Annotated in this window: 30 protein-coding genes and 1 tRNA gene; 11 read left to right on the top strand and 20 right to left on the bottom strand. The window is 66.3% G+C overall.

The genetic code is table 11. From position 1 onward, the window contains the following. Positions 1–14: 14 nt before the first annotated feature. Both recF and PKE80_RS07330 read right to left on the bottom strand, forming a co-directional pair. Positions 15–1115: a DNA replication/repair protein RecF gene (gene recF, locus PKE80_RS07335; protein WP_271181928.1), complete on the bottom strand. Its 1101-nt coding sequence runs from the start codon at positions 1113–1115 to the stop codon at positions 15–17. Positions 1116–1220: 105 nt separating this feature from the next. Continuing rightward, positions 1221–1973 carry a queuosine precursor transporter gene (locus PKE80_RS07330; RefSeq protein WP_008832128.1) on the bottom strand — a complete coding sequence of 251 codons (753 nt, stop codon included), beginning with the start codon at positions 1971–1973 and terminating at the stop codon, positions 1221–1223. Positions 1974–2071: 98 nt separating this feature from the next. Between PKE80_RS07330 and PKE80_RS07325 the strand changes: the two genes are divergently transcribed. The 3 genes from PKE80_RS07325 (at position 2072) to PKE80_RS07315 (ending at position 3976) form a co-directional block, all read left to right on the top strand. After that, positions 2072–2148 (top strand) — tRNA-Arg (locus PKE80_RS07325). Between the two features lie 111 nt (positions 2149–2259). Further along, positions 2260–2574 carry a PilZ domain-containing protein gene (locus tag PKE80_RS07320; RefSeq protein WP_211149779.1) on the top strand — a complete coding sequence of 105 codons (315 nt, stop codon included), beginning with the start codon at positions 2260–2262 and terminating at the stop codon, positions 2572–2574. A gap of 148 nt (positions 2575–2722) precedes the next feature. Further along, entirely contained in the window at positions 2723–3976 is a 1254-nt protein-coding gene (locus tag PKE80_RS07315; RefSeq protein WP_271181927.1) for an MFS transporter, read from the top strand. A 1-nt stretch (position 3977) separates the two neighbouring features. Here PKE80_RS07315 and PKE80_RS07310 read toward each other — a convergent pair whose 3' ends face one another. The 9 genes from PKE80_RS07310 to PKE80_RS07270 all read right to left on the bottom strand — a co-directional run bounded on the left by PKE80_RS07310 (position 3978) and on the right by PKE80_RS07270 (position 9563). After that, positions 3978–4772, bottom strand: coding sequence for an NUDIX hydrolase (locus PKE80_RS07310; protein WP_271181926.1), 795 nt, complete (start codon positions 4770–4772; stop codon positions 3978–3980). A gap of 442 nt (positions 4773–5214) precedes the next feature. Beyond that, complete coding sequence (grxD, locus tag PKE80_RS07305; protein ID WP_271181925.1) at positions 5215–5544, bottom strand: Grx4 family monothiol glutaredoxin; 330 nt, start codon at positions 5542–5544, stop codon at positions 5215–5217. A gap of 31 nt (positions 5545–5575) precedes the next feature. Continuing rightward, a complete protein-coding gene (locus PKE80_RS07300; protein ID WP_008832123.1) occupies positions 5576–5809 on the bottom strand; it encodes a BolA/IbaG family iron-sulfur metabolism protein in 234 nt (77 codons plus the stop codon). A 10-nt stretch (positions 5810–5819) separates the two neighbouring features. After that, positions 5820–6137, bottom strand: a complete 318-nt coding sequence (locus PKE80_RS07295) for a DUF1476 domain-containing protein (RefSeq protein ID WP_036529513.1) — start codon at positions 6135–6137, stop codon at positions 5820–5822. Positions 6138–6369: 232 nt separating this feature from the next. Further along, positions 6370–6969, bottom strand: a complete 600-nt coding sequence (leuD, locus tag PKE80_RS07290; protein WP_271181924.1) for a 3-isopropylmalate dehydratase small subunit — start codon at positions 6967–6969, stop codon at positions 6370–6372. Then, positions 6969–7151 (bottom strand): hypothetical protein, encoded by a 183-nt coding sequence (locus tag PKE80_RS07285; protein WP_036530245.1) that lies wholly within the window; start codon positions 7149–7151, stop codon positions 6969–6971. Before PKE80_RS07285 ends, leuD begins: the two co-directional genes overlap by 1 nt. Before the next feature lie 18 nt (positions 7152–7169). Next, positions 7170–8618 (bottom strand): 3-isopropylmalate dehydratase large subunit, encoded by a 1449-nt coding sequence (gene leuC / locus PKE80_RS07280; RefSeq protein WP_271181923.1) that lies wholly within the window; start codon positions 8616–8618, stop codon positions 7170–7172. Between the two features lie 216 nt (positions 8619–8834). Next, positions 8835–9098 (bottom strand): hypothetical protein, encoded by a 264-nt coding sequence (locus tag PKE80_RS07275; RefSeq protein ID WP_008832914.1) that lies wholly within the window; start codon positions 9096–9098, stop codon positions 8835–8837. Between the two features lie 102 nt (positions 9099–9200). Further along, the gene (locus tag PKE80_RS07270; RefSeq protein ID WP_008832915.1) at positions 9201–9563 is read right to left on the bottom strand and encodes a hypothetical protein; all 363 of its coding nucleotides are present in this window, start codon (positions 9561–9563) and stop codon (positions 9201–9203) included. Positions 9564–9777: 214 nt separating this feature from the next. Here PKE80_RS07270 and PKE80_RS07265 point away from each other — a divergent pair, with 214 nt between their 5' ends. Next, complete coding sequence (locus tag PKE80_RS07265; protein ID WP_271181922.1) at positions 9778–10293, top strand: sterol desaturase family protein; 516 nt, start codon at positions 9778–9780, stop codon at positions 10291–10293. Positions 10294–10417: 124 nt separating this feature from the next. Here the strand turns inward: PKE80_RS07265 and PKE80_RS07260 are convergent, their stop codons facing one another. Together PKE80_RS07260 and PKE80_RS07255 are read right to left on the bottom strand one after the other, a co-directional pair. After that, entirely contained in the window at positions 10418–10777 is a 360-nt protein-coding gene (locus tag PKE80_RS07260; protein WP_069709069.1) for a YbaN family protein, read from the bottom strand. After that, complete coding sequence (locus PKE80_RS07255; protein WP_271181921.1) at positions 10764–11174, bottom strand: SufE family protein; 411 nt, start codon at positions 11172–11174, stop codon at positions 10764–10766. The genes PKE80_RS07260 and PKE80_RS07255 overlap by 14 nt, the downstream gene beginning before the upstream one ends. A 199-nt stretch (positions 11175–11373) precedes the next feature. Between PKE80_RS07255 and PKE80_RS07250 the strand changes: the two genes are divergently transcribed. After that, positions 11374–13434 carry an NAD(+) synthase gene (locus tag PKE80_RS07250; protein ID WP_373877738.1) on the top strand — a complete coding sequence of 687 codons (2061 nt, stop codon included), beginning with the start codon at positions 11374–11376 and terminating at the stop codon, positions 13432–13434. Between the two features lie 624 nt (positions 13435–14058). Here PKE80_RS07250 and PKE80_RS07245 read toward each other — a convergent pair. The 7 genes from PKE80_RS07245 to PKE80_RS07215 are packed head-to-tail and all read right to left on the bottom strand — an operon-like array spanning position 14059 to position 16732. Beyond that, a complete protein-coding gene (locus tag PKE80_RS07245) occupies positions 14059–14310 on the bottom strand; it encodes a hypothetical protein (protein ID WP_271181919.1) in 252 nt (83 codons plus the stop codon). Next, on the bottom strand, positions 14307–14615 hold the full coding sequence (locus tag PKE80_RS07240) for a hypothetical protein (RefSeq protein WP_271181918.1): 309 nt from the start codon (positions 14613–14615) through the stop codon (positions 14307–14309). Before PKE80_RS07240 ends, PKE80_RS07245 begins: the two co-directional genes overlap by 4 nt. Then, entirely contained in the window at positions 14612–14920 is a 309-nt protein-coding gene (locus PKE80_RS07235; RefSeq protein WP_271181917.1) for a hypothetical protein, read from the bottom strand. The genes PKE80_RS07240 and PKE80_RS07235 overlap by 4 nt, the downstream gene beginning before the upstream one ends. A 10-nt stretch (positions 14921–14930) precedes the next feature. Further along, positions 14931–15212: a hypothetical protein gene (locus PKE80_RS07230; protein WP_008830687.1), complete on the bottom strand. Its 282-nt coding sequence runs from the start codon at positions 15210–15212 to the stop codon at positions 14931–14933. 48 nt (positions 15213–15260) lie between these two features. Then, complete coding sequence (locus tag PKE80_RS07225; protein ID WP_271181916.1) at positions 15261–15674, bottom strand: PspC domain-containing protein; 414 nt, start codon at positions 15672–15674, stop codon at positions 15261–15263. 27 nt (positions 15675–15701) lie between these two features. After that, the gene (pspA, locus tag PKE80_RS07220; RefSeq protein ID WP_271181915.1) at positions 15702–16532 is read right to left on the bottom strand and encodes a phage shock protein PspA; all 831 of its coding nucleotides are present in this window, start codon (positions 16530–16532) and stop codon (positions 15702–15704) included. Continuing rightward, complete coding sequence (locus tag PKE80_RS07215) at positions 16529–16732, bottom strand: hypothetical protein (protein WP_271181914.1); 204 nt, start codon at positions 16730–16732, stop codon at positions 16529–16531. The genes pspA and PKE80_RS07215 overlap by 4 nt, the downstream gene beginning before the upstream one ends. 160 nt (positions 16733–16892) lie before the next feature. Between PKE80_RS07215 and pspF the strand changes: the two genes are divergently transcribed. The 6 genes from pspF (at position 16893) to infB (ending at position 24688) form a co-directional block, all read left to right on the top strand. Further along, entirely contained in the window at positions 16893–17921 is a 1029-nt protein-coding gene (pspF, locus tag PKE80_RS07210; RefSeq protein WP_271181913.1) for a phage shock protein operon transcriptional activator, read from the top strand. Further along, positions 17882–18769 (top strand): hypothetical protein, encoded by an 888-nt coding sequence (locus tag PKE80_RS07205; protein ID WP_271182153.1) that lies wholly within the window; start codon positions 17882–17884, stop codon positions 18767–18769. Before pspF ends, PKE80_RS07205 begins: the two co-directional genes overlap by 40 nt. Before the next feature lie 184 nt (positions 18770–18953). Further along, a complete protein-coding gene (rimP, locus tag PKE80_RS07200) occupies positions 18954–19526 on the top strand; it encodes a ribosome maturation protein RimP (RefSeq protein ID WP_008830680.1) in 573 nt (190 codons plus the stop codon). Positions 19527–19529: 3 nt separating this feature from the next. Continuing rightward, positions 19530–21152, top strand: a complete 1623-nt coding sequence (gene nusA / locus PKE80_RS07195) for a transcription termination factor NusA (RefSeq protein WP_271181912.1) — start codon at positions 19530–19532, stop codon at positions 21150–21152. Then, positions 21133–21891: a DUF448 domain-containing protein gene (locus PKE80_RS07190; RefSeq protein WP_271181911.1), complete on the top strand. Its 759-nt coding sequence runs from the start codon at positions 21133–21135 to the stop codon at positions 21889–21891. The genes nusA and PKE80_RS07190 overlap by 20 nt, the downstream gene beginning before the upstream one ends. Positions 21892–21913: 22 nt before the next feature. Next, positions 21914–24688, top strand: a complete 2775-nt coding sequence (gene infB / locus PKE80_RS07185) for a translation initiation factor IF-2 (protein ID WP_271181910.1) — start codon at positions 21914–21916, stop codon at positions 24686–24688. Positions 24689–24895: the final 207 nt, after the last annotated feature.

Below are 24895 nucleotides of genomic sequence, written 5' to 3'. Positions count from 1 at the left end.
TGACAACCGAGTGGTCAGACCCGCCGCACCGTCCCCGCGCTGACCTCCCATACCGCCGCTTCCGCCGCGATTGCCTCGAACGGGGCGATCTCGGTCCCCGTCAGCCAGACTTGCGCGGAGCCTGCCCGCAGCCGGTCGAACAGCGCCTCGCGCCGCAGCGGGTCGAGATGCGCGGCGACCTCGTCCAGCAGCAGCAGGCGCGGGCGGTTCTCCCCATCTGCCTCCAGCAGCTGCGAATGCGCGAGAGTGATGGCGATGAGCATCGCCTTCTGCTCGCCGGTCGAGCATTCCGCTGCCGCTTGCCCTTTGCCCGCCATCGTCACCCCCAGTTCGTCGCGGTGGGGGCCGGTAAGGGTGCGCTGGGCCGCCCGCTCGCGCGGCCGCCCGTCGCGCAGGGCGATGGCAAGCGCACCGGCCTCGACCGGGCCGCCGGGCTGGTAGGTCAGCGAAGGGCGCGCGAAAGGCGTGTCGGGAAGCCGAGCCAGCGCCGCCTCCAGCCGGGTGACGAGGCGCGCGCGGGCCGTCGCCACCAGCGCCCCGGCCTCGGCGATCTGCACCTCGATGGCGTCGAGCCAGTGCGGATCGGGCGAACGTTCGTCGGACAGCAGGCGGTTGCGCTCGCGCAGTGCCGTCTCCAGGCGCGCCGCATGGCCGGCATGGGCGGGCTCGATCGCCAGCACCAGCCGGTCGAGGAACCGCCGCCGCGCGCCCGCGCTCTCGACGAAAAGGCGGTCCATCGCCGGGGTCAGCCAGCCGATCGAGAGCCACTCGGCCAGGCTCAGGGCGGATGCCTGCGCGCCGTTCACCTGCACAAGCCGCCGCCCGGGACGCTCCGCCGCGACGCCGGTGCCGAGGCGGACGGGCTCGCTCCCTTCCCCTTGGCCGGGCATGCGCAGTGCAGCGTTCACCGCGAACCCGCCGTCGCCGTCCTGCGCGGGCACGTCCACCAGCTGCGCCCGGCGGAGGCCGCGTCCGGGCGCGAGCAGGCTGATCGCCTCCAGCACGTTGGTTTTACCGGCGCCGTTCTCGCCGACCAGCAGGTTGAACTGCGCCGTGCCTTCCACCGCGGTCTCGTGGTGGTTGCGGAAACGGGACAGGAGGATGCGGTCGAGCATGGTCGGCGCGGCCTAGAGCATTTTCAAGTCAGGTGGAAACAGCTGACGACTCGGAAAATGCGGCAGCCCTGTAAAAAGCGCGGCTCAGCGCCCTGCTCACAACGTTCAGACCGATTTTGCCTTGGCGAAAGGCGAGAAATCGAGATTGTCGTCGAACACCTCGACGCCCTCGCGCTTCTTTAGCCAGCCGACGACGACGTAAGTTACCGGCGTCAGCACCGCTTCCCACAGCACCTTCATGCCCCAGTTGGTGACCATGACGGTCAGCACCTGCTCGTGCGTCCAGGTGCCGAGGAAGGCGATGGGATAGAACAGGGCGCTGTCGGCGGCCTGTCCCACCACCGTCGAGCCGATGGTACGCATCCACAAGTGCTTGCCGCCGGTCATCAGCTTCATCTTGGCGAGGACGAAGGAATTGACGAACTCACCCGCCCAGAACGCGGTCAGCGAGGCGAGGACGATGCGCCAGGTCGAGCCGAATACCGCTTCGTAGGCGGCCTGTCCGGTCCAGCCGGAATCCGGCGGCATGGCGACGACGACGAAGCTCATGAAGGCCATGAAGATCATCGCGAAGAAGCCCGCCCAGACGCAGCGGCGGGCATTGGCATAGCCGTACACTTCGGTCAGCACGTCGCCGATGACGTAGCTGACGGGGAAGAACAGGATGCCCGCGCCGAACGTCACGCCGCCGATATTCGCCAGCTTGGACGCACCGATCAGGTTCGACAGCAGCAGGATCGCGACGAAGGCCGCCATCACGTAGTCGAAATAGCGGAAGTGCCGACGGGCGCCGGTAAGGCCGTCGATGCGTGACAAGGGGCGGGACAGAGGCGATGGAGCGTCGGTAGCGGCGGTCATTGCCTGTGCGTAACGTGGCTTTGCTGCAGCGCAAAGCACAAGTTTGCGCTGCCAGCGGTTTGCGCCGCGCGGTAACCACGCTATGGGAAATCCGGCGCGCGCCCGTAGCTCAGCTGGATAGAGCACGAGCCTTCTAAGCTTGGGGTCACAGGTTCGAACCCTGTCGGGCGCGCCATTGTCTTCGGAAATGGTCGCCCTGCTTCCCGGATTGAGTTCGAACCGTGTTCGAACGGGCGCGCGATGAAGTTTAAGCGATCATAAACCGATCGGTTGTATTCTCCCGCTCATGACCCGCACCGTTCTTCCCCGGCGATCGCAGCGACGCTCCGTCGCGCTGGCCGTTCAGTGCCGCACGCAGAGCGGTCTGCGGGATGACGGCGAGATTTCCGACATCTCGGTGGAGGGCTGCTGCCTGCGCATGCGCGGCATCTATTTCCGCGTCGGCGCGCGCCTGATCGTGCGGCCCAAGGGGATGGAAGGCATGTCGGGCGTGGTGCGCTGGGTCAGCAGCGACCTTGCCGGGGTCGAGTTTGACCGTCCGCTCTACGGCCCGGTGCTCGAGCACATCGCCGCAACGCACGGATCGCACGCCAGCGTCTGAGCGATAACGTCGCCCCGGCGAATTCTCGTTCATCCGGCCGGAAAGTTCTGGCCAAGCCGAGCGGCAGCCCCGCACTCTCTTGCGAACAGACCGGCATGCAATCGCCGGCACGCCAGGAACATTGGGTTCAGGCATCGGGAGAGAGCGCTTGGCAGCACCTGTCGGAACGGGGAGCGATGCTCCCAACCATCCGCTTGCGGTACGCATGGGCGTGATCGCGGGCGTGTCGCACAACATGGTGATCGGCACCGTCATGGGCTCGTTCGGGCTGATGCTGGCCTCGGTCGAGCAACGCCTCGGCGTCAGTGCGGAAGAGGCGGCGGCGGGCATCCCGCTGGTGCTGGTGGGCTCGTCGGTGCTCGCGCCTTTCGTGGGCGTGCTGATCGCGAAGGTTTCGCTCCGCCTGTTGTTGCTCGTCGGTGCGCTGCTGACGGTGGCGGGCTATCTCACGCTGGCATGGACGCAGAGTTATGCGCTTTACCTGCTGGCTTACGGGCTTTGCTTCGGCCCTGCGCTGAGCCTCGCCGGATCGATCGGCCCGGCGACGCTGGTGGGACGCTGGTTCAACCGCAATCGCGGGTTGGCGCTGGGTATCGTCCACTTGCCGGTGGTGATCGCGGTGGTGCCGTGGACACTGGAGCGGGCGCTTTCCGTCGTCTCGCCCAGCGTGATCTACCTGTCCATCGGCCTGATCGCGGCGGCGCTGCTGCTGCCGCTGGCGCTGCTGGCGATCGATCACCCGCCGGGGCATACCGAGACGCTGGCGCCCGAACCCGATGCGAAGCGCACCGCCGACGGATCGTTCAGCGTCGCGCAACTGCTCGCGCGGCCGCGCTTCTGGGCGATCTCGCTGGCGGCGGTGGCCAGCATGACGAGTTCGGTGCTGCTGGGCTCGCTGCTGGTGCCTATGGGGCTTTCCTGGGGCTTCACCCGGCCCGAGGCGGCGCTGCTGCAGTCGATCATGTCGCTGGTCGGGATTGCCGGCTCGATACTGTTCGGCTGGATCGCCGACCGCATCGGCGGGGCGAGGGCGCTGGCGCTCATCGGTTTCGACTGTGCAGTGCTGTGGACTCTGCTGTTGCAGCACCCGCCGTTCTGGATGGCGGCCCTGTTGATCGGCCTCATCGGCATGCACGGCGCGGGCGCGATCCCGACGCTGGGCAAGGGGCTGACCGATTCGTTCGGACAGGCGAGCTACAGCCGGGGCTTTGGGCTCAACACGCTGATCGGGCTGCCGTTCATCGCGGTCGCCGTCGTGGGAGCGGCGCGGGTCCATTCGGTCACCGGCAGTTACGACGGTGCGATCGTGGCGATAGCCGTGTTCTTTGCGGCAGCGGTCGCGCTCGGTCTTTACGCCGCGGGTGGTGCGAAAGGGCAGGAGCCGACCGCCGTACCGGCCTGACCTAACCGCGCCGCACCGTCGCCTTGAGCTGGCCCAGCACCGGATAACCGAGCCCGGCAGGGATGACGAGCCATTCGCCGTCCTCGCGCATTTCCAACTCGGGGTGGATGCGGACGACGGGGTGGGCGGCGATGTCGGCCAGCGCTTCGGTATGATCGGCGTACTGCGCAAGGCGGTCGAGATTGCGGCGGGTCGGAAAGATCACCGAAATCTCGCCCCGATCGGCCATCGCCAGAGCATCGGCGGCGCTCGCCCAGAACAGGCGCGAGTTCTCGGTGGCATCGACCGTGACGTCCACCGCGCCGGTGCCGATGTCGGCGACGAAGAAGCGCGTGTCGAAGGCCTTCTCCCACAAGGGGCACCAGTGCGCGAAGAAGGTCAGCGCCTGCGGGTCCAGTTCCCAGCCGAAGCGCTCCAGCACGGTGTCGAGCCGGCCGACCTCCAGCAGCATCGCCCGCGCTTCTGCGGCTTCGCGGGCGGTGACGGGGGCGCGGGTGGCGATCATGAGGCCCGCTTCCTCCAGCGTCTCGCGGATCGCGGCGATGCGGGCGGAGGCGATCTCCTCCGATTCGCCGGGCAGCAGGCGGCGGGCGAGTTCGCGGTCTGCGGGATCGACGCGGCCGCCGGGAAACACCGCCGCTCCGCCCGCGAAGCGCATGCCGTCCGAGCGCTGGAGCATCAGCAGTTCGGGCGGTCCGCCGTCGGCGGCGTGGCGGAACACCACCACGGTGGCGGCAGGGACGACGGCGGGGCCGTCTGTCGGCATCGGCTGGTCGGAGGGAGCGGTCTGGATCATTGCCGCCGATCTTGCCGCTGGGGAAGGGGCACGCAAGCGGAAAAGCGCCAGGCGACTCAGGTGGCAGTGTCGGCAGAATTTACAAGGCATGACGCACGCGCTGACACGTGAACCGAAGAAATGGCTGATTTTCGGGAAAAATCAGAACTGGCACAGGCCATGCTTATGAAGTATCGTACCCCGAGAGAAGCAGTCTCGATAGAGGCGGGGCCGGACAGTCTCCCGGCCCCGCCTCCCCGGGGTTCCCCATACATCCAGGCATTCGTCGTCCCAGCTTTGTCCGGTACCGGTGGCTGTCTTTAGCCCGGTGCAGGCCGCGAGGCGCCTTGACGCAGGCGCCGCTGTTCACGGCCAGCGATCCCGGATCAGGTCCGCGATGACGGGCGATGAAAAGGCCCGGGAATCGCTTCCCGAGCCTTCGTAATCCGGTGCTGTCGGCAGATCAGCCCTGCGCAGCGATCCCGCTGTCGGTCATGAGCTGGTGCAGTTCGCCGGCCTCGTACATCTCCATCATGATGTCGCTGCCGCCGAGGAACTCGCCCTTGACGTAGAGCTGGGGGATCGTCGGCCAGTCCGAGTAGGACTTGATGCCCTGGCGGATTTCCATGTCCTGTAGCACATCGACGGTCTCGTAAGGCACGCCGAGGTGTTCGAGGATGGCGATCGCGCGGCTGGAGAAGCCGCACTGCGGGAACAGCGGGGTGCCCTTCATGAAGAGGACCACGTCGTTGCTCTTTACGATATCGCCGATACGGGCATTGACGTCGGACATTTCAGTAAAACCCTTGAGTAGTATGCTTGCGTCAGTTGGGGACGGCGGTGGTGAGTTGCAAGGCGTGAAGGACGCCGCCCATGCGGCCGCCCAGCGCTTCGTAGACCATCTTGTGCTGCGCGACGCGGGGGCGGCCCGTGAAGGCGGCCGAGACGACGTGCGCGGCGTAGTGGTCGTTGTCCCCGGCGAGGTCGGTGATCGTGACTTCCGCGTCCGGCAGCGCGGCGCGGATCATGGTCTCGATTTCGGTAGCGGTCATGCCCATCGGATAGTCCTCAGCCCAGGAAAGCGCGGCGCGCTTCGACCTGCTTGGCGGCCAGTGCGGCGCGCACTTCCGCTTCGGTGGTATCGACGCCGGCGGCGGTCAGGTCGCCCAGCAGCTTGCGGATGACGTCCTCGTCGCCCGCTTCCTCGAAGTCGGCCTGGACGACGGCCTTGGCATAGGCATCGGTTTCGGCCTGCGACAAGTCCATGCGTTCGGCCGCCCATTCACCGACGAGGCGGTTGCGGCGGGCCTGGATGCGGAACAGCGTGTCGGCGTCGTGAGCGAACTTCGCTTCTTCGGCGCGCTCGCGGTCCTGGAAACTCGTCATCGGACAACCTCGGGTTAAAGCGTTGTCCATGCCGATAGGGAACGCGGGGCTGCGGGGCAATCCTTGATTCGCAATAGCGACCGATGGATCGAGAGGCGAAGAATCCTCCCTGTCGCGAAGCGATGGGGAGGGGGACCGCCGCCGCAGGCGGGGGTGGAGGGGAAGAAGACCCCTCCGTCAGCCCTGCGGGCTGCCACCTCCCCATTCCTTCGGAACAGGGAGGATTTTGCGGTCAGGCCGCCAGCACCGGGCTGGCAAGGAACGACAGCGTTTCGCGTGCCTTGCCTTCGTAGGTCGAGATCGTTTCGCCCTGCGCCATCGTCAGGCCCACTTCGTCTAGGCCGTTCAGCAGGCAGTGCTTGCGGAACGGATCGATCTCGAACGTGAAGCGATCCTGGAACGGCGTGGTCACCGACTGCGTGTCGAGGTCGATGTCGATCGTCTCGTCCTGCGCCACTTCCATCAGGCGGTCGATCGCCTCCTGCGGCAGCGCCACGGTGAGGATGCCGTTCTTGAAGGCGTTGCCCGAGAAGATGTCCGAGAAGCTCGGCGCGATCACGCAAGTCACGCCCATGTCGAGCAGCGCCCAGGCGGCGTGCTCACGGCTGGAGCCGCAGCCGAAGTTGTCACCCGCGATGAGAATCGGCGCGCCGGCCCAGCGCTCGTCGGTGAAGACGTTGCCGTCTTCCAGCTTGATCGATTCGAACGCGCCCTTGCCGAGACCTGTGCGGGTGATCGTCTTGAGCCAGTGCGCCGGGATGATGACGTCGGTGTCGACGTTCTTACGGCCGAACGGAATCGCCTTGCCGGCGACGTGGTTGATCGCCTGCATCAGTCCGTCTCGCTCGGGAAGTGTGGAGCCGTGTTGGTCTTCGGCGGCTGCGCGTCGGCCTTCTTGCGGTCGCTGCGGCGCTTCACGAAGAGCAGGGCAGCGGCGATGGCGGCCGAACCGATGGCGGCACCGGCGGCGATGGCGGCGCGGCCTGCGAGCGAGTTGTCGGAATCGTTGGACATGGGGGAGATCCTATCAGCTTAGGCCGGTTCAGTCATTGGCGCGAGGTCGCGCACGTCGGTCAGCTTGCCGGTGACGGCGGCGGCGGCGGCCATGGCGGGGCTCATCAGGTGGGTGCGCGCACCCGGACCCTGGCGGCCGGTGAAGTTGCGGTTGCTGGTGGAGGCGCAGCGCTCTCCGGCAGGCACCTTGTCGGGGTTCATGGCAAGGCAGGCCGAACAGCCCGGCTCGCGCCATTCCAGACCCGCATCGATGATGATCCTGTCCAGACCCTCGGCCTCGGCCTGCGCCTTGACCAGACCCGATCCGGGGACGACGATCGCCCACTTCACGTTGTCGGCCTTGTGGCGCCCCTTGAGCACTTCGGCGGCGGCGCGGATGTCCTCGATGCGGCTGTTGGTGCAGCTCCCGATGAAGACGTTCTGCACTTCCACGTCGGTCAGCTTCGTGCCGGGCGTCAGGCCCATGTAGTCGAGGCTGTGCTTGACCGCGTCGCGCTTGGAGGCGTCGGCGAAGTCCTCAGGCGCGGGGACGACGCCGCCGATGCCGGAGGTGTCCTCAGGGCTGGTGCCCCAGGTCACGGTGGGCTGGATGTCCTCGGCGCGGATGAACACGGACTTGTCGTACGTCGCGCCTTCGTCGGTCGCCAGGCTCTTCCACCAGGCGACGGCCTTGTCCCAGTCCGCGCCCTTGGGCGCATAGGGGCGGCCCTTGACGTAGGCGAAAGTCGTCTCGTCCGGTGCGACCAGACCGGCGCGGGCGCCGCCCTCGATCGACATGTTCGATACCGTCAGGCGGCCTTCGACCGACATCTCGCGGAAGACGTTGCCGGTGTACTCGATCACGTAGCCGGTGCCGCCGGCAGTGCCGATGACGCCGATGACGTGCAGGATCACGTCCTTCGGGGTGACCCCGGCGCCGAGCGTGCCCTCGACCCGGACCTCGAAGGTCTTCGACTGCTTGAGCAGCAGCGTCTGGGTGGCCAGCACGTGCTCGACCTCGGACGTGCCGATGCCGAAGGCCAGCGCGCCCAGGCCGCCGTTGCAGGCTGTGTGGCTGTCGCCGCAGACGATGGTGGCGCCGGGCAGCGAGAAGCCCTGCTCGGGGCCGACGACGTGGACGATGCCTTGTTCCGGATCGGCGTCGCCGATGTAGCGGATGCCGAACGAAGGCGCATTCTTCTCCAGCATGTCGAGCTGCTGGGCGCTCTGCGGATCGGCGATCGGCACGCGGTTGCCGTTCGCGTCGCGGCGCGCGGTGGTGGGCAGGTTATGGTCAGGCACCGCGAGCGTAAGATCGGGGCGACGCACCGGGCGACCGGCGGCGCGAAGGCTCTCGAAAGCCTGCGGGCTCGTCACTTCATGGACGATGTGCCGGTCGATATAGATGAGGCAGGTGCCGTCGTCCCGTTGGTCGACGACGTGGGCGTCCCAGATCTTCTGGTAGAGGGTGCGCGGTGCGGTTGTCATGATCAGGCGCGATTAGGCCCCGCCCTTGCGAAATTCAAGGGGCAGGGCGATTCGCTGCGCCCCTCGAATGAAATTTTCATTCAATCCGAATTGACCTGACGATCGATCGTTGCTGTTGCGAGGCGCTCGCACCGCCATGTAAAACGCGCCCGGTCCTTGCGGCCGGGCGCGTTAGGGAGTGTGCGGGCCGGAATTCAGGGTTACCGGCCCGGTCGATCAGTGGTGGCGACGATCGTAACGGTCATGGCGATCGTAGCGCGAACGATAGCGGCGGTCGTCGTGGTGGCGGCGGTCATTGCGCCAGTAGTGCTTCGAAGCGCGGTGATGCTTCACGTAGCGCGGCGGGGCGTGGTGGCCACGGCGCGCATGGTCGCGCTGGTCGTGGTGGTAGGGTGCGGCCTCGGCGACGGCAGGGGCCAGCGAGGCGCCGCCGAGCAGCGCGACGAGGGCGGGGGCGATGATCTTGGTCAGCTTGTTCATGGGGGGATTCCTGTGTGGGGGGATTGTTCTGCCGGGAGGGAAACTGCGGGCTACGGCAAAGGCTGCCGGATTATTCCGCGACTTGGGGTTCCCGGTCGCCGATCAGCCGCGGCGGCGGTCGTAATCGTGGCGCTCCATCCGCAGCGAGGCGTAGACCTTGTTCACGCGGTTGCCGAGGATGCGGGTCTCCTGCGCGGAGAGGCCGCCGCGCGAGTACTGGCCGTAGAGACGCTGGATATCGACGACATCGCGGCGCAGGCCCGAGGCTTCGCGCTGCGAGATCGTCCGGCGGGCGGCGGCGCGGTCGATGTTGGCGCGCAGGCCCTGGATGTCGGAGCGAATGTCGTAGTGGCGGGCGGCCTGGACGTGGCGGTTCGGCGCGGCCTCGGCGATGCCGGGGGCGATGGCGCCGAGGCCGGTGACGGCGATCAGGGCGGGGGCGATGAACTTGGTGAACTGGCGCATGGGTCGCACTCCTTGCTGGAAACTGTTTTCGGAAGGTCGCTTCCGATGCATTCAGGATTAGGCTTGTGAAACTGAACGTCAGCTAGACGGCCCGTCGCAAGGGTGTGTGCAATTGTAAGAGAGTGTCGCAGCTTCAGTCGCGTCATCTCCGCCTGCGCGGGGATGACGGGATTTTGTGTGTGAAGAGAGGCGTTGGCAGTATAAGGGCAAGGCCATGTCCGCCCTTGCCGCCGTCCTGATCGTCCTTGCCTCCGCCGCCGCGATGGAGTTCGTCGCGTGGTCGAGCCACAAGTACATCATGCATGGCTTCGGCTGGGCCTGGCACCGCGACCACCACGAGCCGCATGACAAAATGCTGGAGAAGAACGACCTCTACGCCGTGTTCGGGGCGGCGATCAGCATTTCCATGTTCGCGCTGGGCTCGCCGCTGGTGATGGGGGAGCGAGCGTGGTGGCCGGGGACGTGGATCGGTCTCGGCGTGCTGGTCTACGGCGTGATCTACACGCTGATCCACGACGGCCTCGTCCACCAGCGCTATTTCCGGTGGGTGCCCAAGCGCGGCTATGCCAAGTGGCTGGTGCAGGCCCACAAGCTGCACCATGCGACCATCGGCAAGGAAGGCGGCGTCAGCTTCGGCTTCGTCGTCGCGCGCGATCCGGCGGTGCTCAAGCGGGAACTGCGGGCGCAGCGCGAACAGGGCATCGCCGTGCTGCGCGAGGCGGTGGACTAGGTCTATCCTCCCTGTTCCGAAGGAATGGGGAGGTGGCAGCCCGCAGGGCTGACGGAGGGGTCTTCTCCCCCTCCACCACCGACTGCGTCGGCGGTCCCCCTCCCCGAGCAAGCGCAGGGAGGATTTATTCCGCCCGCGTCCAGATCCACGTCCCGATCGTCGCCAGCACCGCTAGAGGGATCAGCGCCCACATTTCGCCTGCGGTGAACCATACGATCGCGACGCTCAGGCCCATGGTGGAGATCGCCGCGATCTTGCCCTTGCGGCTGATCGCCCGCCGGTCGCGCCATTCGCGCAAGTGGCGGCCGTACTTCGGGTGTCGATAGAGCCGCTCAGCCCATTCCGGGTGGCTCTTCGAGAAACACCCGGCGGCGAGAATCCAGAAGATCGTCGTCGGCAGCAGCGGCAGGAAGATGCCCAGCGTGCCGATCCCGACGAGGATTACCCCCGCCGTGATCCAGAGATATTTCCTAGCCCTGGGCATATCGCGCGGCAGTTTCCCGGATCAGCGCGATCATGTTGGGCACGCCCTGCGTCCGGTTGGACGAGAGCTGGTTGCGCAAGTCGAACGGTTCGAGCGCCGCCGCAATGTCGGTCGCGGCCACCGTCGCGGCAGGCTTGTCCTGCACCGCCGAGATCACCAGCGAGACGATGCCCTTGGTGATCGCCGCGTTGCTGTCCGCCAGGAAGTGCAGGGTGCCGTCCTCGCGCGCCATGGGATAGACCCAGACGCTGGCGGAGCAGCCGCGCACTTTGGTGGCGTCGGTCTTGAGCGCCTCGGGCATATCGTCCAGCTCGCGCCCCAGTTCGATCAGGAGGCGATAGCGTTCGTCGCCATCGAGGAATTCATACTCTTCGCGGATATCGTCCAGGTCACGCATAGACCCGGCATTTAGAGGCGGGGGCGGCGAGGGCAAGAGGATATTGCGAACATTTCGCAAAGGCCAACCGTCGTCCCGGACTTGATCCGGGACCGCTGGCGGTCTTTAGGTGAGCTTCATCGTGCAGGGCGCCCTGCCGAGAGGACGGCTGTTCACGGCCAGCGGTCCCGGATCAAGTCCGGGACGACGAATTCGAGGAATGCCGATGACCGACACCAGCCACCCGTTCTTCTCCATGCACGAGCATGGCTTCGTCCGCGTCGCCACCTCGACCCCGCGCGTGAAGACCGCCGACGTCGCCGCCAACCGCGATGCGATCCTTGCCGAAGCGCGCCGGGCCCATGCGGCGCATGTCGACCTGCTGGTCTTCCCCGAACTCAGCCTGTCCTCCTACGCCATCGACGACTTGCACCTGCAGGGCGCGATGATCGAGGCGGTCGAGGCCGCGGTGGCCGATATCGTCAAGGCCAGCGCCGACCTTTCGCCGGTGCTGCTGGTCGGCGCCGCGCTGGAGCGCAAGGGGCGGCTCTACAACTGTGCGCTGGTCATCGCGCAGGGCCGCCTGCTCGGCGTGGTGCCCAAGTCCTACCTGCCCAACTACCGCGAGTTCTACGAGAAGCGCTGGTTCGCCAGCGGCAAGACCGTCCGGGGCTCCACCATCACCGTGAACGGGCAGGAGGTGCCGTTCGGCGTCGATCTCGTCTTCGCGTCCGAGGTGCTGAAAAACTTCCGCTTCTTCGTCGAGATTTGCGAGGACTTCTGGGCGCCGACGCCGCCGTCCTCGCTGGGCGCGATCGCGGGGGCGACGATCCTCGCCAACCTGTCCGCCTCCAACATCGTCATCGGCAAGTCGGACGAGCGCCACATGCTGTGCCGGGCCCAATCGGCGCGCGCGATGGCGGCCTATATCTACTGCGCGGCGGGACACGGCGAAAGCACGACCGATCTCGCATGGGACGGGCAGGGCATCGTCTACGAACTCGGCGACCTGCTGGCGGAATCGGAGCGTTTCTCGCTGGAAGCGGAACTGTGCGTGGCCGACGTGGACTGCGACCGCATCGTCATGGACCGCCTGCGCTCGCCCACGTTCAATGACGCGGCGGACGTCGCGGGCAAGCCGGAGGAAACATTCCGCACCGTCCCCTTCCGCCACGCCCCGGCCGGCGGCGACATCGGCCTCGTGCGCCCGGTCAGCCGCTTCCCGTTCGTCCCCTCGCGCGCCGACAGGCTGGACGCCGACTGCTACGAGGCGTTCAACATCCAGGTCGACGGCCTGATGCGGCGGATCGAATCGACCCATGCGAAGTCGCTGGTGATCGGCATCTCGGGCGGCCTCGATTCGACCCACGCGCTGATCGTCGCCGCGCGCGCCTGCGACCGGCTCGGCCTGCCGCGTGAGTTCATCCGCGGTTACACGATGCCCGGCTTCGGGACGAGCGACGGCACGAAGTCCAACGCGTGGAAGCTGATGGACGCCGTCGGCATCACCGCGCAGGAGATCGACATCCGGCCCGCCGCGACGACGATGCTCCATGACATCGGCCATGCCTTCGCCAATGGTGAGCCGGTCTACGACGTGACGTTCGAGAACGTCCAGGCGGGGCTGCGCACCGACTATCTGTTCCGCCTCGCCAGCCAGCACGGCGGCTTCGTGGTGGGCACCGGCGACTTGTCGGAACTGGCGCTGGGCTGGTGTACTTACGGCGTCGGCGACCAGATGAGCCACTACGCGGTCAACGCGGGCGTGCCCAAGACGCTGATCCAGTACCTGATCCGCTGGTGCGCCACGACCGACCAGTTCAGCGCCTCGACCGAGGAGATCCTGCTGGCGATCCTCGCGACGGAGATTTCGCCCGAACTGGTGCCCGCCGGGGCCGACGGCGCGATCCAGAGCACCGAGGCGAAGATCGGGCCTTACGAACTCAACGACTTCTTCCTCCACCACGTCATGCGCTTCGGGCAGAAGCCGTCGAAGGTCGCGTTCCTCGCCTGGCACGCCTGGCGCGACACGGCGGCGGGGGCATGGCCGCACGCCTTCCCGGAAGCCAAGAAGAACGCCTACGAACTGCCGGTCATCCGTTCATGGCTGGAGAAGTTCGTGACGCGCTTCTTCGCGTTCAGCCAGTTCAAGCGCTCGGCCATTCCCAATGGCCCGAAAGTGTCCACCGCCGGAGCCCTCAGCCCCCGGGGCGACTGGCGCGCACCGTCCGACGCCAGCGCAGCGGTATGGCTGGCGGAACTGGAGAAACGGGTGCCGTAACTTCCTCCCCGGAACGGGGAGGACGCGCGCCTAACCCCGTCATCCCAGCGAAGGCTGGGACCGCTGGCCTGTTACGGCGAGCCAACGTTCAAACGCCCTGCCGAGGGTTGGGCTTTGCGCGGCCAGCGGTCCCAGCCTTCGCTGGGATGACGACGCCGTGCGTGCAGTCAGCGCACGCGGAAACGCCCGCTGGCGAGTGCGGGCCGTTACGCCAGGGGAAATCAACGCGAATACCGAGAACATCGGGTCGGCGTCGGGAGCGTCCTCACCGGGACGCGGTGTTTTGTTTTCCGTGAAGCTCTGGCGAGCGGCCGGGTAATCACGGTGCAGCCCGGCTCGACCTGTATTCCATCGGAAAGTCCCATGTGGCCGTCGTTAGGGTTCGCATCGTTATCGGCCGAAGGCTATCCGGGGATGGCCGTCCCAAGTCCTGCCGTGTGTCGCAGAAACGTATGGACGGCGTTTCCGGTAGCGCAGAGACAGTCCGGGTCTTCGATGGACGCGTGGTTTGCGCGATCGCGGCTAAAACCGCATCCCGGCCCACGACGCCGACCCGATACACCTCTCCGGCGTGATCATCGCCGGATCGGATGCTGGGCTATATAACCTATTTGGCGATAAATGTCAATCCCGCAGGGCGTCGATCTCGCGGGCAAGGTCCTTGCCGCGCCGTTCGTCGGTGGCGATGCGTTCCAGCACAGCGATGCGCTTGCGCATGGTCTCGACCTCGCGCTCCAGTTCGTGTTCGCGGGCGGTGTGATCGTAGCCGCCGGCCTCGCGGTCCCGCTTGTCGCCCAGCGCGCGGTAGCGCTGGGACTTGAGCCAGGTCACGCAGCCGATGGCGAAAAGAACGACTACGGCAGTCCAGAAACTCATTGCTTGGTCACCTTCACCCTATCGCCGTCGTGCGCGTCCTCGACTCGAAGCGCTTCGATCTGGAGCGCGATGTCGTGGCCGCTGCCGCCGTCGGTGATGATTCTTTCCAGCACCCGCACGCGATTTTCAAGCGTGCTGTTTTGCGCTGCGTACTGTGCGGCCTTTTCGGCGGTCGCGCCGACGGTGATCTCCAGCTTGCGCTCGAGGAAGGCCAGGCGGCGCTTGTAGGCGCCCATCAGGATCGCGAAGACAGAGATGATGGTGATGAGGACGGCGCAAAGGCCGAGGAAATCGCCGGGGCTCATTGCGATGCTGCCTTCTGAAGCGGCGCGCGCAGGCTCTCTATCTGCGCGGCGGTCGTGTATCCGGTATCGGTGACGATGGTTTCGAGGCTGGCGGTGCGGCTCTCCAGCGCTTCCAGCCGGGCGCGCAGCTGCGCGTTTTCCTCAGCCAGTCGCGCCCCAGCAGCGTGATCCGCACGCTCGGTCTTGCCGCCCCATTCGTCCTCCAGCGCATAGCCGTGGCGCGCGCGGATCCAGTTGTTGAGCACCCAGCCGCCGGTACAGATGCCGACGATGACGAGGACGAAGTCCGGTCCACCCCATTGCATGGCGGTCTCCTCAGTTGATCTTGGGCTCGGCCGTGCGGGCGCTTTCGACCTCGCGCCGGTCCCGCAGCGCCTCGATCTGGAGGGCGGTGTCATAGCCGCCGTCGGTGATGATCCGCTCCAGCACCCGCACGCGCTCTTCGAGTTCGCGGCTGTGCGAGGCGTATTGCGCGGCCTTTTCGGCGGTCGCCTCGATCTGCAGTTCGGCGAGCTTGCGCTGGTGCTTGGTCCAGATCGCGAAGCCGCCCATGATGAACGGTGCGAGCGGGATCAGCACCCAGATTGCGTCTTCCATGTCGTCGTGTCCCTGTTGCCCGGATGGCGTTGCCCGGATGGCTGCGTGTCAGCGCAGCGAGTCGATCTCGGCCGCAAGGCGCGAGTTGCTGTTGGAATAGTGTGCCTCCATGTCCGCGATCCGGCGGTCCATGTCGGACAAGTCGGTGCGCAGGCGGCTGGAGGTGGACGGCTGGCTGAAATTCAGCCCCCCGCTCGTCAGCCCCTTGCGGGCGCGGCGGCGTTCCATGCGGCGCAGCAGGCGCATTTCCTCGTCCTCGGAATAGAGGCCCATCGGGCGGCTGTCTGCCAGCCAGGCCACGCCGAAGTAGATGGCGATCACGATCGGAAACCCGGCGAACAGCAGCAGCACGGCGCCCAGCCGGATCCACAGCGCATCGACGCCGGTGTAATCCGCGATCCCTGAGCACACGCCCGAAATCTTGGCGTTCGACTTGTCGAGATAGAATTGTCCGCGAGACATTGCCTGTTTTCCCTTCCCTCGAATGTCTTACTGTTGCTTGTCGGCCATCTGGCGCTTCATCTCCGCGAGTTCCTCGTCGATCGAGTCGCCATCGGCCAAGGCCGCGATTTCCTCGGCGAGCGTCGGCTGGCGGCGATCGGAGAGGCTCATGGCCTCGGCGCGGCCTTCCGCGTAGTCGACGCGGCGCTCCAGCTGGTCGAACCGGGCCATGGCTTCGTCCACGCGCTCGTTCGCCAGCAGCGTGCGCAGCTTGACCCTGTTTTCCGCGCTCTGCAAGCGGGCCGCGATGGACGACTGGCGGCTGCGGGCCTCGCGCAGGCGGGTCTGCAGCTTCTCGATGTCGGCCTCGTAGGCGCGCAGCGCGTCGTCGAGCACCAGGATCTCGGCCGAGAGCTGCTCGGCCATGTCGGCGGCCTTCTTGCGCTCCATCAGCGCGGCGCGGGCAAGGTCCTCGCGGTCCTTGGACAGCGCCAGCTGCGCCTTGTCGTTCCAGTCGGCCTGCAGCTTGTCCAGCTTGCCCACGTGGCGGCGCAGTTCCTTCTGGTCCGCGATCGTGCGGGCCGAACTTGTGCGCACTTCCACCAGCGTCTCCTCCATCTCGAGGATGATCAGGCGGATCATCTTGGCCGGGTCTTCGGCCTTGTCGAGCAGGTCGTTGAAGTTGGCGGCGATGATGTCGCGGGTGCGGGAGAAGATGCCCATGGCGGTGGTTCCTGTGGTGAAGCTGCGGCCCGAGGTGAAAGTACCCGTCGTGGCCCGGATGTCATCGGCGTCGAAGCGGTAGGCGCGCCCCGGATTGAAGTGTGCGTTCGGGGCGGGATTCTGGAGCACTTCGATCTCCGCGTCGAGCCTGCTCATGCGAGCGGCGCTCCGCACGAATGCACCGAGGAGGCATGCGCCTCGGGCACCGCGACCTTGTCGGCCAGCGCCACGAGATTGAGTGCGCCCATCGCCAGCATGCTGACGATGATCGCCCAGTCGAGCTTGGTGCGGGCCAGTGTCGAACGCGGGGTGGTGGAGCGTCCCTGGCCGGTGCTGTTCGCAGTGATCGGGAGCATGTCGAAGTTTCCTCTAGTCCTGAACTTGGTCTTGCCGAGGTAATAGCAACCCCCGTGCCAAACTGCGCGAATGGCGGATTTGCGGGATTTCGGTTTCTCCGTGCGAAAGTGCGCGTAAAATGAATTGCCAATGAATGGGAAATTTCGCTAACTTTCAGGAATGGAGCGCGACACCCACTTCATCGGCCAGTCCTCTGCCTTCCTCGATGCGGTCGAGCGGGCCAGCCGCGCCGCCGCCGTGCGCCGTCCGGTCCTCGTCATCGGCGAGCGCGGGACCGGCAAGGAACTGATCGCCCAGCGCCTGCACCATCTCTCGCCGCGCTGGGGCGAGCCCCTGGTGACCCTCAACTGCGCGGCGCTGCCCGAGACGCTGATAGAGGCCGAACTGTTCGGCCACGAGGCGGGCGCGTTCACCGGGGCCACACGGGCCAGGGCAGGGCGGTTCGAGGAGGCGGATCGCGGCACCCTGTTTCTCGACGAACTGGGCAACCTGTCGATGGCGGCGCAGGAGCGTCTGCTGCGCGCGATCGAATATGGCGAGGTCGTGCGCATCGGTTCCTCGCGCGCGGTGACGGTGGACGTGCGCATCGTCGCCGCCACCAACGCCGACCTGCCGCGCATGGCCGCCGAGGGCACCTTTCGCGCCGACCTGCTCGACCGACTGAGCTTCGAGGTCATCACCCTGCCGCCGCTGCGCGCGCGGGAAGGGGACGTCGCGGAACTGGCCGACTACTACGGCCGCCGCATGGCCAGCGAACTGGAGTGGGGTCGCTTCCCCGGCTTCTCGGGCGCCGCGATGGAGGCGCTGGAGGCGCACGAATGGCCCGGCAACGTGCGCGAACTGCGCAATGTGGTCGAGCGCGCGGTCTACCGCTGGGGGGATGAGGCTGCGCCGATCGCGGAAGTGGTGTTCGATCCCTTCGTCAGTGCATGGGGGCTGCGCGCGATGGCGGAGGTGGTGCCTGCTAAAAAAGCGCCCGAACAGGTGCTGGTGCCTGTAGTGACTACCCTTCCCGCTGAGATCGCCTCGTTGCGCGAATCCGTCGAAGCGCATGAGCGTGCGCTGATCCTGTCCGCGCTTGAAAGGCTTCGCTGGAATCAGCGCAAAGTTGCTGCCGCTTTGGGGTTGACGTACGATCAGTTGCGACATTGTCTGAAAAAGCATGGGCTTCGGGCAAGTGGGGGATAGACGTGATAAAGCGCATTCTGGGTATAGTGGCCGGTCTTATGCTTGGTCTGGCGCCCGGAGCAGCATGTCATGCAGCGCCGCCCAAGGCAGGCGAACTGGCTGCGGCGCAAAAGGCGCAGGAGCGTGGCTTGCAGATGTACCTCTACGATCAGGCAGCATGGCACGCGACCGATCGCTTTCAGGCGGACCTGCGTGGGATCGGAAAATCGCCTGCTGACCCGGCACTGAGGCTGTCCGGATATATCGTCGAGCCGACCAGCGGCGATGCGCTGCTGGTTTCGTTCTATGGTGGCGAGGGCGCTGCTGCAGTGGCGCGGGCGCGGTACACGGTTGATAGTGCCGGGCATATCGAGGGTGGCATTGTCGCTGATGGCGGTGATTCGGCGATGTCGCCGCTTGCGCTCCGGATGATTGCCGCGCGGGAGATTGCCTGGCATCGGGCATCGCGGCCGGGTCACGAGCTATGTTCCGCTTCGCAGGCCAATGCGCTGGTTCTGCCTCCCGGTCCCGATGGCTCGGTCGCCGTCTACGTGCTCACGTCCAGCGCCGATGCAGAGGTTTATCCTGCCGGCGGCCACTACCGGTTCGATGTGGCGCAGGACGGAAAGTTGATGGCCGAGCGCCGTTTCATGGCGACGTGTTTCCCGGTGGAAGTCGGCAAGATGCGGCGGGAGAAGGCGGAAGTGATGTTCCTGACGCATCACCTCGACAGACAGCCGACGGAAATCCATTCTTTTGTGAGCCTCAACATCGGCTTTCCACTGGTCATTGCCACAACCGACAACAAGCTTCTGTGGGGTGTCGTCGATGGGCGCATCACGTACCTTCGTGAGCTGGAAAAGAAGTAGTAGCTCCGGTTTTGAGCCTTTCGATCCCGATGATGGTCCGCCGCCCCTTGCATTTTTCCAGAATCGCGACTATCTGGCCGTCATCCCGTAATTGGTGAAACAACGAACGGGCTGGCGCCGGTAGGGGCCGGCGCGAAACCGCGTTGCTCATCGCACGGCAAGCACAAACGAAACGGAAGCCAGATTGGTCGATATCGCACGCCTTACCGAAGTCATCGAGCCGGAGGTCGCCGCCCTGGGCTTCGATCTCGTGCGCGTGCGCATTTTCGGCAAGAGCGAAGTCGGTGACGACGAGATTGCGCTCCAGATCATGGCCGAGGACCCGAAGACCGGCCAGCTTGTGCTCGACGACTGCGCGGCGCTGTCGCACCGCATCTCCGATCGCATGGATGCGCTCGAGGAAGCGGGCGAGACGCTGATCGAGGAGGCCTATCGCCTCGAAGTCAGCTCGCCGGGCATCGACCGTCCGCTCACCCGCATCAAGGACTACGCCAACTGGGCGGGCCATGAGGCGAAGATCAACCTGATCAATCCCGTCGAAGGCAACCGCAAGGGCCTGCACGGCGACCTCGTCGGCATCGAGGGTGAGGCAGGAAGCGAAGTGGTCACGCTGGAGGACAAGAAGTCCGGCCGCGTGTCCTTCCCGCTCGCAGACGTTCAGTCGGCAAGGCTGATCCTTACCGACAGGCTCATCGCAGCAAGCCGCCCGCAGGATACCAGCGGCGCGGACGACATTCTTGAGGAACAGGAAGACTAAGCCATGGCCAGTGCGATTTCCGCCAACCGCGCCGAGCTGATCGCGATTGCGAACTCCGTTGCTTCGGAAAAGATGATCGACAAGTCGATCGTCATCGAGGCGATGGAAGAAGCCATCCAGAAGTCGGCCCGCAACCGCTACGGCGCCGAGAACGACATCCGCGCGAAGCTCGATCCGCGTACCGGCGACTTGCGCCTGTGGCGCGTCGTCGAAGTCGTGGAAGAGGTTGAGGACTACTTCAAGCAGGTCGACCTCAAGCAGGCCGAGAAGCTCCAGAAGGGCGCTGCGCTGGGCGACTTCATCGTCGACCCGCTACCCCCGGTGGACCTCGGCCGCATCGACGCGCAGTCGGCCAAGCAGGTGATCTTCCAGAAGGTCCGCGACGCCGAGCGTGACCGTCAGTACGAAGAGTTCAAGGACCGCGCCGGCGAAGTCATCACCGGCGTCATCAAGTCGGTCGAGTTCGGCCACGTGATCGTCAACCTTGGCCGCGCCGAGGGCGTGATCCGCCGCGACCAGCAGATCCCCCGCGAAGCCGCCCGTGTCGGCGAGCGCGTGCGGGCGCTGGTCCTGCGCGTCGAGCGCCAGAACCGCGGCCCGCAGATCTTCCTCAGCCGCGCGCACCCGGACTTCATGAAGCGCCTGTTCGCGCAGGAAGTGCCCGAGATCTACGACGGCGTCATCGAGATCAAGGCAGCCGCCCGCGATCCGGGTTCGCGCGCCAAGATCGGTGTGATCAGCAACGACAGCTCGATCGATCCGGTCGGCGCCTGCGTCGGCATGAAGGGTAGCCGTGTGCAGGCGGTCGTGCAGGAAATGCAGGGCGAGAAGATCGACATCATCCCCTGGAGCGAGGACACCGCGACGTTCGTGGTCAACGCGCTGCAGCCCGCGACCGTCAGCCGCGTCGTCATCGACGAGGAAGAAAGCCGCATCGAAGTCGTGGTGCCTGACGATCAGCTCAGCCTCGCGATCGGCCGTCGCGGCCAGAACGTGCGTCTGGCCTCGCAGCTGACCGGCTCGCAGATCGACATCATGACCGAGGCGGAATCCTCGGAGAAGCGCCAGAAGGAATTCGTCGAGCGCTCGAAGATGTTCGAGGAGGAGCTGGACGTCGACGAGACGCTCTCGCAGCTGCTGGTCGCCGAAGGCTTCAGCGAGCTGGAAGAAGTCGCCTATATCGATGCCGCCGAACTGGCGAACATCGAAGGCTTCGACGAAGAGCTGGCCGAAGAACTGCAGAACCGTGCGCAGGAAGCGCTCGATCGCCGCGAGGAAGCCAACCGCGAAGCCCGCCGTGCGCTGGGCGTCGAGGATGCGCTGGCCGAACTGCCGCACCTCACCGAAGCGATGCTGGTCGTGCTCGGCAAGGGCGGCATCAAGACGCTCGACGACCTCGCCGACCTTGCGACTGACGAACTCATCGCCAAGAAGCGCACCGAACAGCGTCGCCGCGACGGTTCGGTGAACAAGCGCGCTGGTCGCGACGAGGATAAGGGCGGCGTGCTCGGCGAGTACGGCCTGACCGAAGAGCAGGGCAACGAAATCATCATGGCCGCGCGCGCCCACTGGTTCGAAGACGAACCGCAAGCTGAGGAGGCCGCCGATGCGGAATCCTCGCAATGAGCGCGTAAGCTCCGACATTGACGGCAATTCGCCGGAGAGGACCTGCATCCTCTCCGGCGAGAAGGCTGTGCGCGGGGAGTTCATCCGTCTGGCGATCTCGCCGGACGGTCTGGTGCTCCCCGACGTCCACGCGCGTGCCCCCGGGCGCGGCGCGTGGATCGGCGTTTCTCGCGCAGACCTTGAAATTGCGGTGTCGAAGAACAAACTTAAGGGAGCACTGGCACGGGCCTACAAGGGCGCGGCCATTACCATCCCCGACGACCTAGCGGATCGGATCGAGGCTGCGCTGTGCCGCGCGCTGACCGACCGGCTGGGCCTTGAACTGAAATCGGGCAGGCTGCTCATGGGCTCGGACCGCATCGCGCAGAACGCGCGTGAGGGGCGGGTCGAATGGCTTGCCCATGCCGCCGATGCGCGTGAAGACGGATCGCGCAAGCTGGACCAGGCCTGGCGGGTCGGGTCCGAGGCGGAAGGAACTGGTCTGCGAGGCGTCACCTTGCCTCTGGACCGGGACACGTTGTCTGTGGCATTGGGCCGCGACAACGTCGTTCACCTGGCGCTGAACGATCGCGGAGCGGCTGACCGAGTCGAAACGCTGCTAAAGCGCCTCCTGCATTTCCAAGGGCAGGTCATCAGCCGGGAGGCCTCGAACGGGGACGACGGCCAAAGTGACTTACACAGGCCCAGCATGGATGACACTGACGGAGCGGCCCAGGCCGACTCCGTGACGACGAATTGAGCGAAGGGCGAAGACGAGAAATATGAGCGAGACCGACAACAAACCGACCCTGGGCCGCAAGCCGCTTGGGCTTAAGCGCTCAGTGGAAGCGGGTGAGGTCAAGCAGACCTTCAGCCACGGCCGCACCAACAAGGTGGTGGTCGAGGTGAAGCGCCGCAAACTGATGCCCGGCGGCAAGCCCGAAGGCGAGGTGACTCCGGCGCCTGCCGCTGCCGCACCTGCTCCGCAGGCTGCGGCACCGCGTCCTGCGGCTCCGCCCCCGCCGCCCGTCCGTCGCCCTGCGCCCTCGAACGAAACCCCGCAGGAGCGCGTCGCCCGCATGCAGCGTGAGGCTGAAGAAGCCCGCATGCAGATGCTCGAGGAGGCGACCCGCCGCGAGCAGGAACAGCGCCAGCGTGCGATCGACGAAGAGAAGCAGCGCGTCGAAGCCAATCGCCGCGCCGAAGAGGAAGCGGCTGCTGCCGCCGCTGCCCCGGCCGAACCCGTCAAGGCTCCCGAGCCTGTCGCTGCGCCCGAACCCGCACCAGCGCCCGAGGTTGCCCCTGTGGCCGCTGAGGCACCGGCGGTCGTGGAAACTCCGGCTGTTGCCGAGACTCCTGCACCTGCGGCGGCTCCGGTCGCCAAGGCTGCTGCACCTGCCCCGGCTCCCGCACCTGTAGCGACGCCGGTTCCGGCCGCACGCCGCTTCACTCCGGTGCAGCGCCCCGAGCCGCGCCGTCCCGAGCCGACCGCACCTGCGGCGGCCCCGACTGCGGGTGGTGGCAATGCCGGTAACGGGAGTAGCGCCGGTGCCACCGCACCCCGCGCTCCGCTCGGCGCCAAGAAGGGGCCGGCGACCCCGGCCCGTCCCGCGCCGAGCCAGCAGACCGACCGGAACGCCAAGGGCGGCGATCGTCGCCAGGCCGGCAAGCTGACCGTCAACCGCGCGCTCAACGACGACGAGGGGGCCCGCGCCCGCTCGCTCGCCGCGCTCAAGCGTGCGCGTGAGAAGGAGCGTCGTTCCAGCTACAGCGGCCGTTCGCAGCCACGTGAAAAGCAGGTTCGCGATGTCATCGTGCCGGAGGCGATCACCGTCGCCGAACTGGCGAACCGCATGGCCGAAAAGGCGGCGGACCTTGTCAAGTCGATGTTCAAGATGGGCATGATGGTCACCGTCAACCAGACGATCGACCAGGACACCGCGGAGCTGCTGGTCGAGGAATTCGGCCACAACGTCCAGCGCGTGTCGGAAAGCGACATCGACATCGACCACACCGTGGACGTCGATCCCGAGGACACGCTGAAGGCGCGTCCGCCGGTCGTCACGATCATGGGCCACGTCGATCACGGCAAGACCTCGCTGCTCGACGCGCTGCGCGGCACCGACGTCGTGCGCGGCGAGGCGGGCGGCATCACCCAGCATATGGGCGCCTACCAGATCAAGACCAAGGGCGGCGACTTCGTCACCTTCCTCGACACCCCGGGTCACGCCGCCTTCACGCAGATGCGTATGCGCGGTGCCAACGTCACGGACATCGTGGTGCTGGTGGTCGCGGCCGACGATGGCATCATGCCGCAGACGGTCGAAGCCATCAATCACACCAAGGCCGCCGGCGTGCCGATGATCGTCGCGATCAACAAGTGCGACAAGCCCGAAGCCAATCCGCAGAAGGTGCGCGAGCGTCTGCTCGAACACTCGATCGTGGTCGAGGACATGTCGGGTGACGTGCAGGACGTCGAAGTCTCGGCCAAGACCGGTAAGGGTCTGGACGAGCTGATCGAGAAGATCCTGCTCCAGGCCGAACTGATGGAACTGAAGGCCAACCCGGACCGCATGGCCGAAGCCACCGTGATCGAAGCCAAGCTCGACAAGGGCAAGGGGCCGCTCGCGACGGTGCTGGTCAACCGTGGTACGCTCAAGGTCGGCGACATCCTCGTTGTCGGCACCGAGAGCGGCCGCGTGCGCGCCATGCTCGACGACAAGGGCCGCCAGATCAAGGTCGCCCCGCCGGCAATGCCGGTCGAAGTGCTGGGCATTGGCGGCGTTCCGATGGCCGGTGACATGCTCACCGTGGTTGAGAGCGAGCAGCGCGCCCGCGAGGTTTCGTCCTGGCGTCAGGAGCAGGCGACTGCCAAGCGCACCGCGATGGCGCCCGCCAGCCTCGACACGATGTTCTCGGCGCTCGCCGACAAGCAGAAGGTCATCGAGTACCCGGTGGTCATCAAGGCGGACGTGCAGGGTTCGGTCGAGGCGATCAACGCCGCGCTCCACGCCCTTTCGAACGACGAGATCAAGGTTCGCGTCCTGAACTCGGGCGTCGGTGCGATCACTGAGACCGACGTGACGCTTGCCGCAGCTTCGGGCGCGCCGATCGTCGGCTTCAACGTCCGTCCGAACGCCAAGGCCCGCGAACTGGTCGAGCGTACCAAGACGCCGATGATGTACTACGACGTCATCTACGAACTGACCGCAGAGGTCGCCAAGCAGATGGCGGGCATCTGGGGTCCGGAGCGCATCGAAACCGTCGTCGGCCGCGCCGAGGTCAAGCAGGTCTTCCCGGCCGGCAAGCGCGACAAGGCAGCGGGTCTGCTGGTGGTCGAGGGCTACATCCGCAAGGGTCTCAGCGCGCGTCTCACCCGCAACGACGTCATCGTTTCGGCGACGACGATCTCCTCGCTGCGCCGTTTCAAGGACGACGTTGACGAAGTGCGCGCCGGCCTGGAATGCGGCGTCGTGCTGGCCGATACGAACGACATCAAGGCGGGCGACCACCTCGAAGTCTTCGAAGTCAGCCACCGCGAGCGTACCGTCGGCTAAGGCTCGATCTTACACCAACGCTGATGAATGCGGCCATCGTCGGGGAGACCCGGCGGTGGCCGCTTTCGTTTGCCGGGATTTAATCGGGAACGGATGCGCATCGCGCCTATACCTCGCCGGTCGCAACTGGCGGCGGAAAGGCAGGTGATGTGGATGGACACACAAGTCGTGGTGATGCTGGTGCTTGGCGTGGCGAGCTTGATCGTC

Source organism: Novosphingobium resinovorum (assembly GCF_027922145.1).
GTDB lineage: Bacteria > Pseudomonadota > Alphaproteobacteria > Sphingomonadales > Sphingomonadaceae > Novosphingobium > Novosphingobium resinovorum.
The sequence above is the reverse complement of the archived record's forward strand: the minus strand, read 5'-3'. Positions and strand labels throughout refer to the sequence as shown.

Excerpts from the sequence above, each read along its gene's own strand:
- PKE80_RS07190 (WP_271181911.1), top strand. The coding sequence starts at position 21,133 with ATGCGGAATCCTCGCAATGAGCGCGTAAGCTCCGACATTGACGGCAAT.
- nusA (WP_271181912.1), top strand. The coding sequence starts at position 19,530 with ATGGCCAGTGCGATTTCCGCCAACCGCGCCGAGCTGATCGCGATTGCG.
- PKE80_RS07275 (WP_008832914.1), bottom strand. The coding sequence starts at position 9,098 with ATGAACAAGCTGACCAAGATCATCGCCCCCGCCCTCGTCGCGCTGCTC.
- PKE80_RS07265 (WP_271181922.1), top strand. The coding sequence starts at position 9,778 with ATGTCCGCCCTTGCCGCCGTCCTGATCGTCCTTGCCTCCGCCGCCGCG.
- PKE80_RS07285 (WP_036530245.1), bottom strand. The coding sequence starts at position 7,151 with ATGTCCAACGATTCCGACAACTCGCTCGCAGGCCGCGCCGCCATCGCC.
- PKE80_RS07255 (WP_271181921.1), bottom strand. The coding sequence starts at position 11,174 with ATGCGTGACCTGGACGATATCCGCGAAGAGTATGAATTCCTCGATGGC.
- PKE80_RS07320 (WP_211149779.1), top strand. The coding sequence starts at position 2,260 with ATGACCCGCACCGTTCTTCCCCGGCGATCGCAGCGACGCTCCGTCGCG.
- leuD (WP_271181924.1), bottom strand. The coding sequence starts at position 6,969 with ATGCAGGCGATCAACCACGTCGCCGGCAAGGCGATTCCGTTCGGCCGT.
- grxD (WP_271181925.1), bottom strand. The coding sequence starts at position 5,544 with ATGTCCGACGTCAATGCCCGTATCGGCGATATCGTAAAGAGCAACGAC.
- pspF (WP_271181913.1), top strand. The coding sequence starts at position 16,893 with ATGGAGCGCGACACCCACTTCATCGGCCAGTCCTCTGCCTTCCTCGAT.
- PKE80_RS07250 (WP_373877738.1), top strand. The coding sequence starts at position 11,374 with ATGCCGATGACCGACACCAGCCACCCGTTCTTCTCCATGCACGAGCAT.
- PKE80_RS07310 (WP_271181926.1), bottom strand. The coding sequence starts at position 4,772 with ATGATCCAGACCGCTCCCTCCGACCAGCCGATGCCGACAGACGGCCCC.
- PKE80_RS07245 (WP_271181919.1), bottom strand. The coding sequence starts at position 14,310 with ATGAGTTTCTGGACTGCCGTAGTCGTTCTTTTCGCCATCGGCTGCGTG.
- PKE80_RS07330 (WP_008832128.1), bottom strand. The coding sequence starts at position 1,973 with ATGACCGCCGCTACCGACGCTCCATCGCCTCTGTCCCGCCCCTTGTCA.
- PKE80_RS07270 (WP_008832915.1), bottom strand. The coding sequence starts at position 9,563 with ATGCGCCAGTTCACCAAGTTCATCGCCCCCGCCCTGATCGCCGTCACC.
- PKE80_RS07235 (WP_271181917.1), bottom strand. The coding sequence starts at position 14,920 with ATGCAATGGGGTGGACCGGACTTCGTCCTCGTCATCGTCGGCATCTGT.
- PKE80_RS07260 (WP_069709069.1), bottom strand. The coding sequence starts at position 10,777 with ATGCCCAGGGCTAGGAAATATCTCTGGATCACGGCGGGGGTAATCCTC.
- leuC (WP_271181923.1), bottom strand. The coding sequence starts at position 8,618 with ATGACAACCGCACCGCGCACCCTCTACCAGAAGATCTGGGACGCCCAC.
- PKE80_RS07295 (WP_036529513.1), bottom strand. The coding sequence starts at position 6,137 with ATGACGAGTTTCCAGGACCGCGAGCGCGCCGAAGAAGCGAAGTTCGCT.
- pspA (WP_271181915.1), bottom strand. The coding sequence starts at position 16,532 with ATGAGCAGGCTCGACGCGGAGATCGAAGTGCTCCAGAATCCCGCCCCG.
- PKE80_RS07215 (WP_271181914.1), bottom strand. The coding sequence starts at position 16,732 with ATGCTCCCGATCACTGCGAACAGCACCGGCCAGGGACGCTCCACCACC.
- PKE80_RS07240 (WP_271181918.1), bottom strand. The coding sequence starts at position 14,615 with ATGAGCCCCGGCGATTTCCTCGGCCTTTGCGCCGTCCTCATCACCATC.
- PKE80_RS07225 (WP_271181916.1), bottom strand. The coding sequence starts at position 15,674 with ATGTCTCGCGGACAATTCTATCTCGACAAGTCGAACGCCAAGATTTCG.
- PKE80_RS07300 (WP_008832123.1), bottom strand. The coding sequence starts at position 5,809 with ATGGGCATGACCGCTACCGAAATCGAGACCATGATCCGCGCCGCGCTG.
- recF (WP_271181928.1), bottom strand. The coding sequence starts at position 1,115 with ATGCTCGACCGCATCCTCCTGTCCCGTTTCCGCAACCACCACGAGACC.
- infB (WP_271181910.1), top strand. The coding sequence starts at position 21,914 with ATGAGCGAGACCGACAACAAACCGACCCTGGGCCGCAAGCCGCTTGGG.
- PKE80_RS07230 (WP_008830687.1), bottom strand. The coding sequence starts at position 15,212 with ATGGAAGACGCAATCTGGGTGCTGATCCCGCTCGCACCGTTCATCATG.